Here is an 11,455-nt window from a genome sequence, read left to right as displayed (position 1 = left end):
TCAAGGAGGAATGATCATGAAGTTGCAGAATGTTCGCTGGAATTGGCTTAAAGCCATGTATATTTATTCCGCAGTAATAGCAAGTGCCTTTGGATTGGGCATACTACTTGCGCCCGATATGATGATTTCCATATTTAAGCTGCCCCCACAGGAACCGGTTATGTTCGGTATCACGGGTGGAGCTGATCTTTCTGTAGGTATTTGCTGCATACTTGCCTTGGTTCTGAAAACCCCCCTTAAATTTTCACCTGTTCTGTTTTTTCAGATGACTTATAAATTACTTTGGTCAATATTTGTTATCTTGCCCATTCTATTTAGGGGGGAATTGCAAGGCTATGGATGGTTCTTTTTCTTAAGCTATCTGACCTTTATTATCGGGGATATCATTGCAATTCCTTTTGCTTATATCTTTTCAAGCAATGAAGCAGAGTAAACAGGAAAACAACTGTGGTTCCCGGGCATTGCTATGAACATCTTTATGTATATCATCGCTTTTGATGTCCGGGAAACTTAAATTTTAAAAGCAAGGAGGTTTACAGTGCAAATTGATTTTCATCACACAGTTACCTACGTTACGGCACGGCTGGCAAAGTTTTCAATGCAGGATGCCAATATAATCAGCCATTCTGCTCAATATGTGGATGACGCAGTTAATTCAGGCAGCATAAAATTTCGAAATAAAGCCATGTACAGTCGGATCAGTTCAGCCCATAAAATGCTGGATTATCGAAATTTTGAGGAGCTGGCCAATCATTTTACATGGGTGCCGTTTCATTTTTTACCGGGAAACGGCGGGAAAAGGGCAGGGGATAATCCGGACGGCAGTTTTGTCAACAAGCTGGTCTGTTACCCGGACAGTTATGTTGCAGAAGATATGATGAAATCCTGCATCGACTGTCATGACTTGCCATACGGGCTGCACAGGCTGGGCATTACCATGCATGTGCTGGCAGACACCTTTGCCCATCAGGGTTTTGCCGGTATTAATCATCAAATAAACGAGGTTGAAGGCTTAAAGAAAAAAGATGATGATAATACAACTCTTTTGGATAAGGTGGCCAACTATTTTGCTCATTGTTTTAACCGTGAGACAAGCAAAATAATCAATGATGCATTTCCGTTAGGTCATGGCGCGGTACTGGCTTTTCCGGACCTTCCCTACCTGAAATGGCAGTATAAAAATGGCTTTGGAAAAGAGATTGTGCGGGATAATACAAAAATTTTTATGGATGCCGTAAAGAGAATGCACCAGGCTATGGTCTGCTTTCGGATGAAAGATCCGGATTACACTCTGGAAGATTGGGATGAGATACCCGCCAAAGACCTCAATAAAATCGAGGAAAATTTCAGGGCCTTTGAAGATGAAGAAGGCGAAGACCGCCATATGAAATGGTTGAAATCCATTGCTGCCGGCGATTTTAGTTTTGCTGAAAAAGGCGAGGAAAACTTGTCATATATACACAATGGTAAGGATTCGTGGAAATATAAGGCACTGAAAACGAAAAGGGAATCCGAGACAAAACACGAGTTGTTTCCATTCTCCCCTGAATTCCTCCGGAGTGACTGGAAACTGTTTCATGATGCTCTACAGATCCACAGGATTGATATCATCAGGGATATCCTTCCAAAATACGGAATCTGTGTGGCCTGACAAGGTACGTTTGAATTGATATGTTATCTTTCAATAAATAGTAAAAAATCTTTGATTTCAAGAAGTTGGAAATTCTTTCATATGAAAAGGAAATTTGACGTGTATAAAAAAACAGATGAAGTAAGAGATAAACTCAAGGAGTATACCCCTGGAAATCTGAAAACAAAACTTCCCCTTCTGGATACATTGCTGGAGTTGCACCGCAGCGCCACTGCCGCCGTCGATATTGAAAGAGCCAAGTATATGACGGCCTATCTCAAGGAAACCGAACATCTGAACCTGCCCATGCCGGTCAGAAGAGCTGAGGCTGTTGCCGGTTATCTGTCCAACAGGGAAATATGTTTCCATGACGACAATATGCTCGGCGGGGCCACCACTGCAAAAGCTCTGGGAGCCCCGGTTTATCCCGAGTTTTTTGGTTTGAGTATCTGGCCTGAGCTGGGAACTATCAGTAAAAGAAAAGATAATCCACAGTTTCTTGACAAAAAAGATGCCGATATTTTGAATTTTGACGTATTCCCCTACTGGATGGAAAAATCAATGTCCGAGGAAGTCCGGAAAGTGGATCCTTTTCGGCAGGGCCTGCTGGAAAAAATGATTATCTATACCATTGCCAAGGCCGCGACCATTTCACATACCACTCCTTGTTATGAGTTGGTACTTGAAAAAGGGATTCAACGCATAATGGAAGAGGCGGCAAACAAAGAAGAGGAACAAGGCAATGATAAGGAAAAATTGTTTTTTTACAGGTCTGTCAGGATCGCGATGCAGGGCATACTTGATTATGCAGCCAATATTTCCAGGGAGGCGGCCAGGAAAGCTGATAATGAAACCGACCCGGAACGAAAAAAAAACCTTCAAAGTATTGCAGAAATTTGCAAAAGAGTTCCGGCAAAACCGGCAGAAACCTATCATGAAGCTGTAAATGCCCTTTGGATCTGTCAGGTCTGTGTGTTTGCAGAAAACTCGAACATGGCCATCAATCCAGGACGCCTTGATCAAATATTATATCCTTATTTTATCAGGGATTATGAATCCGGAGTGCTTAGTATTGAGGAGGCGCTGAAAATTTCAGGATCCTTGTGGTTTAAAATTGCCGATAATGTTAACCTTGTGCCTGAAGCTGCAGAAAAACTTTTCGGGGGTGCGGGCGCGGTTCCCGCTGTCACCCTTGGCGGAGTGGACAAAAAGGGGAACAATGCGGTCAATGAACTGACATATGTTTTATTGAAAATCACGGAGCTTTTGCCGATTCGGGACCCCAATGTAAATGCCAGGTTTCATCCGGAAAAAAATCCCGTTGAATACAGAAATGAGGTCAGCAGGGTCATCCTTACCAACAAGGCCATTCCTGCTTTTTTCAATGATATTCAAAATATCAGGACCCTTGTCAACCAGGGGGAGACTCTTGAGCATGCCCGAGATTATGCCGTCATAGGATGTGTTGAGCTGGGAAGCGCCGGAAGGGATTACAGCGCCAGTTCCTCCATATTCATGATGATGTATACGATTTTATACATGACCCTTCACAACGGCCGAACAACGGTTACAGGAGAAAAACCGCTCTGGAAGGCAACCGGTAATCCATCTGAGTTCAATACCTTTGAAGATTTCTGGGATGCCTATGCGGAACAGACAAAGCTTATGGCTGAAAATGCGATCTCATTGAACAACACCTATGGAAAGACACACCAGCAATTCCTTCCGACTCCGCTTTTGTCAGCCATATTCAAAGGACCTTTGGACAAGGGCAAAGATCTGATTCAGGGTGGGGCGATCTATAATTCTTCAGGAGTCACTCATATTGGTTTTCCTGATGTCTGCGATTCCATTTGTGCCATAAAGGATCTGTGTTTCAATGAAAACAACACCGGCATGAATCTGTCCCTTGCCGAACTGGTTGAGGCGGTTGACAATAATTTCAAAGGGCATGAGTTGCTTTGCGCATATCTGAAAAACAAGGCGCCCAAGTACGGCACAGACCATCCTGTTGCCGTTGATATTTCCGGAAGATTAATTGATCTTGGATATGAAGTGTTCAACACAAAGCAAAACTATAGGGGCGGCAATTACAGGGTTGCTTACTGGACAATGACAAACCATGCAGGATACGGCAGTGTAACAGGAGCCCTGCCCAGCGGAAGAAAAGCAAACATACCTTTTTCCAGCGGCATCACACCGGCTTCACAGATAGACACTTGTTTGACAACCGCACTCAATTGCGTTGCAGGCCTCAACAGCAAGCATATACCCGGAGCCTATGCCCTGAATATGAAATTTTCTCCCGTGGAATGTTCTCTTGAAAATGCAGATCGATTTGGAAGCGTTGTTCAAGCCTATATGGAAAAAGGCGGACAGCAGGTTCAGTTCAATATACAGGATTATAAAACTCTGGAAGAAGCCAGAGCCGATCCTGACAGCCATCCCCATCTTCTGGTCAGAGTGTCAGGATATTCTGCTTATTTTAAATCCTTGAACGAGGCAATGAAAGACGAATTGATTATGCGAAGCCAGTACAAACTCTCTTCAGGTGAATTTGTCCCATTAATCAAAAAGGAGTCTTAATATGAATTTATTTGATCAGCTCGAGGGGCTTTCAGAAAGGATGCAAAAAACACTGATTGCAAACAACTTGAGAACACTTAAAAATGATATTGAAAACGAAGTTGCCGGAGGAGCCCTGGACAACCTGCTTTATCTGCTGCTCAAGGCCATGAGCCTTTTGTTTGTTGTCAACAAAGATTACCGGAAAAACATCAAGGATTTTACCGCCTCATATGCCATCTGCAGCAGGGACAAAAAAATAGATGTTTCTGCCGTATTCAAAAAGGTCAATGTGTTGTTTGCTCAACAAGACGGGATGAAGGCTATGGACAGCCTTGTTGAAAACCCGACCACTACAGTGACGTTCAAGGACGGAAAGGCAATGGCTGATTTCCTGCTGTCCGGTAATACCGATGTGATTGCAGGGATGCTGAATAACCAGTTGAGCGTTTCAGGAAACCTGAATTATCTTTTCAAATTCATATATTTGCTGTGGCTGATTCCTGAACTGCTGGGAATCAATGATTTTAAAGAATTGTTAAAAGATCATGCATAAGTGTATCACAACCGGACCGGAGCCATTGATTTTCGATATTGCCAGAGGATCTTTTGTTGACGGTCCGGGCGTGAGGACAACAGTCTTTTTTAAAGGCTGCCCCCTTTCATGTCCCTGGTGTCATAATCCCGAATCCCAGAATTATGAAATGGAGACCATGTTTTTTCCGGAAGACTGTATTCATTGCGGCAACTGTACCAAGGGAAAAAAATGTTTTGCACTTGCACGGCGGAATATCGGGAAAACTTATTCTCCTGAACGGCTGGCAAGTCTTGTGTTGCAGGACAAACACTATTATGAGACATCAGGGGGAGGGGTGACATTTTCCGGGGGAGAATCCCTGGGGTTTATAGATTATATCTCCCGGGTAATCTTGTTGCTAAAAAAAGAGCAGATTCATATTGCCGTTCAAACCTGCGGATATTTTGATTTTAATGAATTTGTTTTAAAAATTTTGCCGAACATTGATTTGATCTGTTTTGATTTTAAGATCATGGATAACGAGATTCATAAGCGCCTGCTTGGGAAGTCAAATCATCTTATACTTGAAAACTTCAGGCAGCTTCTTGAACAAGATATCACCGTACTGCCAAGGATTCCCCTGATTCCTCATTTTGTGGCAAACAAAGAAAATCTTGCCGCCATAGCTGATTTCTTTTTAAAATACAGAGTAAAGCATTGTGAGTTCCTTTATTATAATCCAGGTTCGCGGGAAAAAATGATCCGGCTGAACCGTAAGCCTCATGAGAATTTGAGTGACAAACCGGTTTCCATGGCTGAAAACAGAGCCTGGATAGACTATTTCAAACAGAAGATAAATGCCTGATAAAATATCAGGTTTGTCTATGATACTGGATGGCTTTGTCCAACAATGCGTTAAAGGTTTCAGGGTCAAAAATTATCAGGCAGGGATACTGAGCGTAAAACAGCTGCCCCGGCCTTTTGTACTTGTAACATCAATTTTCCCGTTGTGATACTGGACAATATGCTTCACAATGGCCAGTCCCAGGCCTGTACCTCCTTCGTTTCGGCTTCTGGCCCTGTCCACCCTGTAAAACCGGTTAAAAATTTTGGACAGGTGTTCCTTGTTCATTCCATTGCCGTTATCCTTGATCATTATATCCACAAACCGGCCCTGACTTGTGACCGATATGTGGATTGATTTTCCTTCAGGGCTGTATTTAACAGCATTGTCCACGATATTTATGATGGCCTGTTCCATTAAACCAGGATCAACCATGGCAGAAATATCCTCCGGGCAATCAATACTCACGGAAATATTTTTTTTCTCAATGCTGAAATCACAATTGCTGACAGCTCCCTGAATCAAGCCTGAGATATTGTGTTTTTCAAGCTGGATTTTGGTTCCCTGAAGGCGTTCAAGTTTTGCCAGGGCCAGCAGATCATTGATCAGATCAATCATCCTGTCTACATTTTTTTCAATAATATTTAAAAAAGCTTCCCCCTCTTTCAGCTCATTTTTAACCGTCATTTGCTGAAGGGTCTCAACAAAGCCTTTTATGGTTGTAAGCGGTGTTTTCAGCTCATGGGACACATTGGCTGCAAAATCTATATGCATTCTTTCAAGTCGCCGAATCCTGGTGATATCATGAAAAATAATCAAGGTTCCCATCCGCCGTCCTGCTGTTTCATAAAGCGCTGTTGAATGGATATTTAAAATTCGTTCTTTATCCCCTGCAATAACAATATCATCTTCAACCGGCTTATGGGTTGCCAAAGCTTTTTGAATAAATTTTTGAAGTTCAAAATGCCTTGCTATTTCAAGTATATACCTGGCTTTTAACTTTGATGCTGAAAAGCCGAAAACCCTGGCTGCAGCATCATTGATTGTTATGATTCTTTCATTTTTATCAATTGCAATAACACCTTCTTGCATACTGGAGTGGACTGCCTCCAATTCCATGCTTCGATTTTCAAATGCCGTGATTTTATCATCCAGGGCTTGTGCCATATGGTTCATGGTGACGGCAAGCTCAGACAATTCTTCTGATTCAGGAACCGCAATTCTTGCCGTAAGATTCCCTTTGGCAAATTCGGCAGTGCCTTTTGTCATCTCTTCAACAGGATGACTGATTCTCCCTGCAACATAAAGGCTTGTCAATCCGGCAATAATAATGGTAACCAGCAGCGCAATCAGAATATTATTCCGGATTGATTTGATCTGTGTGTCTATGCCGGAGATGGATACGGCTGTTCTAACAACAGCGGCAACCTCTTTGTCCTGCAGAACAGGCAAAGCAATATACATCATATTCTTATCCAGAGTTGCACTGTATCGCACACAGATACCTTTTTTCCGTTTCATCGCCTCCATTATTTCCGGCCGTTTCATATGGTTTTCCATGGTTGCAATATCACCTGAAGAATCCCCTATCACAACACCTGACGGCAGCAAAACCGTTACCCTGGTATCTGTTTTTTCTTCTATATCTTTGCAATGCATATCAATCTGATGATAATTATCAGGACCATTTTTCAGCATATCTGAAAATTTTTTTTGCAATAATGTTGTCCTGATGGTCAACTCTTTTTCCGAGTTCTTCAGAAAAAACTTTTTAAAATAACTGGTTGAGTATGATGTGATCGCTGAAAGCGAAAGAAAAATTATCAAAAGAAACGAAGGGAAAATATGCCAGATTAATTTCTTTTTTCTTTTTTCCATTTTTATTCTTTAAACCTGTAACCAACACCCCGGACGGTTTCAATAGAGGATGCATGATTTTTTAATTTTTTTCTCAGGCCGACAATAACAACATCGACACTTCTTTCGGTTACAGAATAGCTTTCACCATGAATTGCATCAACAATCTGTTTTCTGGTAAAGACCCACCCCTTTTTGTCCACAAGAAAGGAGAGCAGTTCAAATTCTGAAAAAGTCAGATCCAATACATTTCCTTCAATTGTCACCAGATGCTTTGCCCGGTCAATGATCAGATCTCCTTCCTGGTTGATCCTTTCCGGCGGCTGGCCCAGATCTTTTTTACGGCGGCGTAATATGGAACGGATTCTGGCAATCAGGACTTTGGGGCTGAAGGGTTTTGAAATATAATCGTTGGCACCGATTTCAAGCCCTATAACGATGTCGGATTCTTCTCCTTTTGCCGTGAGCATGACAATGGGAATGTAACTTGTGTTGTCATTGTTTTTAAGGTATTTGGTGACCTCAAGTCCGTCAATTCCCGGCAGCATCAGATCAAGGACAATCAGATCCGGATGGAATTGCTTGGCCATTTTTATGGCCTGTTCACCGGTTAATGCCGTCAATATGCCATACCCTTCATTTTCCAGATTATATTTGATCAACTCAACAATATCTTCTTCATCATCCACGATCAGAATGGTTTCTTTTAACATCTTTTTTTTCCTGTATGCATAAATTTATTATTGTTTCAAATAACTGCCACTGGCAGACCTGGTCATTCAACTTGGTTTGCCCACAACAAAACATGAAAGTCACTGTTGAAATTTTCGAAAACTTTCATATAAAAATTGAGAGGCCGGGCATTTAAGTATGCCTGATAATTTCGCCCTCTATCAGATAGATCACCTCTTCCGCAATATTGGTGGTATGATCCCCGATACGTTCCAAATGCCTGGAAATAAGGTACATATTAATAATTTCACCCACCATTTCAGGATGTTTTTGTATGTCTTCTTTCATTGAATCATAGGCATCATTTCGCATGATGTTCACATCAGAGTCCATATCTCTGACTTCATATGCCATATCCACATCCATTTTTACAAGGGCATCCAGACTCATTCTGAGCATTTTTGCAGTCTGCTCTCCCATGGCAGTATAATCATACCTGAACTTATTGGGATTTTCAGAAGATGCCTTGAACCGTTTTGAAATATTTGCTGCATAATCCGCAATTCGTTCAAGGTCATTGTTTATCTTGACAACTGCCACAAGAAAACGCAGGTCCATGGCCACCGGCTGGTACAGCGCAAGAATCTTCAGGCATTCCTCTTCCACTTCGATTTCACGTTCATCCACTTCAAAATCCGTATCAATGATGGTCTGTGCCAATTTTAGATCTTCTGTTTTGATGGCATACACAGCTTTTTTAAACCGGTCTTCCACCATGGCCCCAAGGGAGAGGATCTCTTTTTTTATTTTTTCTATTTCTTTTTGCAAATGGCTTGCCATGATTTTCTCCTTATCCGAATCTTCCGGTAATATAATCTTCGGTCTGTTTTAATGCCGGTTTGGTAAACAAGGTGTCGGTATCGTTGACTTCTATGAGTTTTCCCATATAAAAAAAAGCGGTTCTGTCAGACACCCGTGCTGCCTGCTGCATATTATGGGTGACAATGATAATGGTCAGTTTTGAAGACAGGGTGGTGATCAGTTCTTCAATTTTTTGCGTGGCAATGGGATCAAGGGCTGAAGCCGGTTCATCCATCAACAGCACGTCAGGTCCCACAGCAAGGGCTCGGGCAATGCACAATCGCTGCTGCTGGCCCCCGGAAAGACCAAGAGCGGATTCGTTCAACCGGTCTTTGACTTCATCCCAGATAGCGGCCTGTTTTAAGCTTTTTTCCACAATTTGAGTGATTTTTGCCCTGTCTTTAACGCCATTGACCTTTAATCCGTAAGCAATATTTTCAAAAATAGATTTGGGAAACGGGTTGGGCTTTTGAAATACCATGCCGACCCTTCTTCTCAGGCTCACCACATCAACCAACGGATCGTAAATGTCATTTGCATCCAGCATGGCCCGGCCCTTGACCCGGATGCCGGGAATCAGATCGTTCATGCGGTTCAAGCATCTTAAATAGGTGCTTTTCCCGCACCCTGACGGACCGATAAGCGCTGTTACCTGGTTTTCGATAAACTCAATTGAAATTGTGTGAAGGGCCTGAAAGTTACCATAAAAAAAACTCAGATCCTGAGTATGCATTTTAAAATTGTGTTTCATTGAAGCTAAATCCTTAACTTTTTTCTCATTTTAGACCGCAGGATGATTGCTGCAAGGTTCATGCCGAAAACCAGGACAATCAGCACAAGGGCGGTTCCGTATTGCAGGTGCCTTGTGGCTTCAATATTGGTTCCTGCCGTGGCCAATACATATATGTGATAGGGCAATGCCATGACTTCATCCAGAAGGGAACCGGGAAGATCAGGGGTAAAAAAAACAGCGCCGGTATACATGATCGGGGCGGTTTCACCTGCCGCCCGGCTCAACCCCAGTATTGATCCTGTAATAATTCCTGGAAAAGCTGACGGCAGCACCACTTTTCTTATGGTCTGCCATTTGGTTGCCCCCATGGCAAGGGAAGCTTCACGATAGGTGTTGGGAACGGCCTTTAATGCCTCTTCAGAAGCACCGATGATCACGGGCAGGGTCATGATCCCCAATGTTAAGCCGCCTGCTGCAATGGATACTCCCATTTTCAGTACGATACAAAAAAAGGCAAGTCCGAACAATCCAAATACAATGGACGGAACCCCGGCCAGATTGTTAATGCCCAGGCGGATGATCCTGACCAGTTTGCCCTGTCTTGCGTATTCATTTAAATATATGGCAGAGGAAACCCCGATGGGCAACGCCACCATAATGGTCATCAAACAAAGAGACAATGTTCCCACAATACAGGGTAAAATGCCGCCTGCCGTCATGGAATCTTTTGGCGGCTGGGTTAAAAATTCCCATGAAATGGCCCGCCATCCACGGGATACCATGAAATATACAATCACTAAGAGCGCTGCACCATTGAGCAAAGCCGCTGCTTTTAACAATAAAAAAAATATCTTCTGTGCCAATAACCTCTGTTTTATCATTATAAGGATGCCTCTCCCACCTGCCTGAATTTATAGGAAATATAATCGGCAATCAAATTAAAAACAAATGTAAATGCAAACAACACAATGCCAATGGCAAACAAAGCGTGATAATGCTCACTTCTGAATGGTGCTTCAGCCATTTCCGCTGCAATGCTTGCCGGCAATGGCCGTACCGGATCAAAGATGGATGAGGGTATCATGGCAGCGCCGCCTGCGGCCATCAACACCACCATGGTTTCTCCGATGGCACGGGACAGCCCGAGAATAACGGCTGTACATATGCCGGACAATGATGCAGGGATAATAACTTTTGCAATGGTTTCAAAATGGGTGGCCCCCAGGGCAAAAGAGGCTTCTTTTAAAGCCGTGGGGACGGAAAATACAGCATCCTCTGAAATACTGCAAATGGTGGGAATGGCCATGAACGCCAGCATCAGGGATGCGTTAAACATGTTTAACCCGACTGGAATGTTAAAAAGTTTTTGAATAAACGGCGCCACAACCACCATACCGAAAAAACCAATGACAACCGATGGCATGGAGGCCATCAGTTCCACAATGGGTTTGACTATTTCAGCAACCCGGGGGGAAGCAATCTCCGCCAGGTAAACGGCTGTCATTATTCCCAATGGAACTGCCATCAAACCTGAAAGAAGTGTGACACACACGGAGCCCAGAATAAGGGAAAGAATTCCGAAATCCGCAGGGTCATCCGTGGGATACCAGAACTTGCCGAAAACAAACTCTTTGATACTGATATGCTCTAAAATGGGTATGCCTTCTATAAAAAGAAATACCATGATCAAAAACAAGGCGGTTATGGAAAACAGTGCAATGAGCAAAAATCCTGACTGCACTGTTTTATCAATATGCTGACGTTTCAACATTTTTC

Annotated in this window: 11 protein-coding genes; 5 read left to right on the top strand and 6 right to left on the bottom strand. The window is 42.9% G+C overall.

Annotated features, from left to right (window positions below; genetic code table 11):
* The first annotated feature begins 16 nt into the window (after nucleotides 1-16).
* From TOL2_RS17390 to TOL2_RS17370, 5 genes are all read left to right on the top strand, one after another.
* Nucleotides 17-433 carry a hypothetical protein gene (locus TOL2_RS17390; RefSeq protein ID WP_014958603.1) on the top strand — a complete coding sequence of 139 codons (417 nt, stop codon included), beginning with the start codon at nucleotides 17-19 and terminating at the stop codon, nucleotides 431-433.
* 105 nt (nucleotides 434-538) lie between these two features.
* Nucleotides 539-1,651 (top strand): DUF6765 family protein, encoded by a 1,113-nt coding sequence (locus TOL2_RS17385; protein WP_014958602.1) that lies wholly within the window; start codon nucleotides 539-541, stop codon nucleotides 1,649-1,651.
* 81 nt (nucleotides 1,652-1,732) lie between these two features.
* Nucleotides 1,733-4,216, top strand: coding sequence for a pyruvate formate lyase family protein (locus TOL2_RS17380; RefSeq protein ID WP_014958601.1), 2,484 nt, complete (start codon nucleotides 1,733-1,735; stop codon nucleotides 4,214-4,216).
* Between the two features lies 1 nt (nucleotide 4,217).
* Complete coding sequence (locus TOL2_RS17375) at nucleotides 4,218-4,751, top strand: hypothetical protein (RefSeq protein WP_014958600.1); 534 nt, start codon at nucleotides 4,218-4,220, stop codon at nucleotides 4,749-4,751.
* Complete coding sequence (locus tag TOL2_RS17370; RefSeq protein WP_051012445.1) at nucleotides 4,744-5,577, top strand: radical SAM protein; 834 nt, start codon at nucleotides 4,744-4,746, stop codon at nucleotides 5,575-5,577. The genes TOL2_RS17375 and TOL2_RS17370 overlap by 8 nt, the downstream gene beginning before the upstream one ends.
* Before the next feature lie 75 nt (nucleotides 5,578-5,652).
* Here the strand turns inward: TOL2_RS17370 and TOL2_RS17365 are convergent, their stop codons facing one another.
* The 6 genes from TOL2_RS17365 to pstC form a co-directional block, all read right to left on the bottom strand.
* Nucleotides 5,653-7,434 carry a sensor histidine kinase gene (locus TOL2_RS17365; RefSeq protein ID WP_014958598.1) on the bottom strand — a complete coding sequence of 594 codons (1,782 nt, stop codon included), beginning with the start codon at nucleotides 7,432-7,434 and terminating at the stop codon, nucleotides 5,653-5,655.
* A 2-nt stretch (nucleotides 7,435-7,436) separates the two neighbouring features.
* Nucleotides 7,437-8,126 (bottom strand): response regulator, encoded by a 690-nt coding sequence (locus tag TOL2_RS17360; protein ID WP_014958597.1) that lies wholly within the window; start codon nucleotides 8,124-8,126, stop codon nucleotides 7,437-7,439.
* Nucleotides 8,127-8,277: 151 nt separating this feature from the next.
* Entirely contained in the window at nucleotides 8,278-8,925 is a 648-nt protein-coding gene (gene phoU, locus TOL2_RS17355; RefSeq protein WP_014958596.1) for a phosphate signaling complex protein PhoU, read from the bottom strand.
* Between the two features lie 10 nt (nucleotides 8,926-8,935).
* Nucleotides 8,936-9,697, bottom strand: coding sequence for a phosphate ABC transporter ATP-binding protein PstB (gene pstB / locus TOL2_RS17350; protein WP_014958595.1), 762 nt, complete (start codon nucleotides 9,695-9,697; stop codon nucleotides 8,936-8,938).
* Between the two features lie 5 nt (nucleotides 9,698-9,702).
* Complete coding sequence (pstA, locus tag TOL2_RS17345; protein WP_014958594.1) at nucleotides 9,703-10,560, bottom strand: phosphate ABC transporter permease PstA; 858 nt, start codon at nucleotides 10,558-10,560, stop codon at nucleotides 9,703-9,705.
* Nucleotides 10,560-11,450, bottom strand: a complete 891-nt coding sequence (gene pstC, locus TOL2_RS17340; protein ID WP_014958593.1) for a phosphate ABC transporter permease subunit PstC — start codon at nucleotides 11,448-11,450, stop codon at nucleotides 10,560-10,562. The genes pstA and pstC overlap by 1 nt, the downstream gene beginning before the upstream one ends.
* Nucleotides 11,451-11,455: the final 5 nt, after the last annotated feature.

Origin of the sequence: Desulfobacula toluolica Tol2, from assembly GCF_000307105.1 — a bacterium.
In the GTDB taxonomy this organism is placed as follows: domain Bacteria; phylum Desulfobacterota; class Desulfobacteria; order Desulfobacterales; family Desulfobacteraceae; genus Desulfobacula; species Desulfobacula toluolica.
This window is presented reverse-complemented; position numbering and strand designations above follow the sequence as displayed.

Excerpts from the sequence above, each read along its gene's own strand:
- TOL2_RS17390 (WP_014958603.1), top strand. The coding sequence starts at position 17 with ATGAAGTTGCAGAATGTTCGCTGGAATTGGCTTAAAGCCATGTATATT.
- TOL2_RS17380 (WP_014958601.1), top strand. The coding sequence starts at position 1,733 with ATGAAAAGGAAATTTGACGTGTATAAAAAAACAGATGAAGTAAGAGAT.
- TOL2_RS17375 (WP_014958600.1), top strand. The coding sequence starts at position 4,218 with ATGAATTTATTTGATCAGCTCGAGGGGCTTTCAGAAAGGATGCAAAAA.
- TOL2_RS17370 (WP_051012445.1), top strand. The coding sequence starts at position 4,744 with ATGCATAAGTGTATCACAACCGGACCGGAGCCATTGATTTTCGATATT.
- TOL2_RS17365 (WP_014958598.1), bottom strand. The coding sequence starts at position 7,434 with ATGGAAAAAAGAAAAAAGAAATTAATCTGGCATATTTTCCCTTCGTTT.
- TOL2_RS17360 (WP_014958597.1), bottom strand. The coding sequence starts at position 8,126 with ATGTTAAAAGAAACCATTCTGATCGTGGATGATGAAGAAGATATTGTT.
- phoU (WP_014958596.1), bottom strand. The coding sequence starts at position 8,925 with ATGGCAAGCCATTTGCAAAAAGAAATAGAAAAAATAAAAAAAGAGATC.
- pstB (WP_014958595.1), bottom strand. The coding sequence starts at position 9,697 with ATGAAACACAATTTTAAAATGCATACTCAGGATCTGAGTTTTTTTTAT.
- pstA (WP_014958594.1), bottom strand. The coding sequence starts at position 10,560 with ATGATAAAACAGAGGTTATTGGCACAGAAGATATTTTTTTTATTGTTA.
- pstC (WP_014958593.1), bottom strand. The coding sequence starts at position 11,450 with ATGTTGAAACGTCAGCATATTGATAAAACAGTGCAGTCAGGATTTTTG.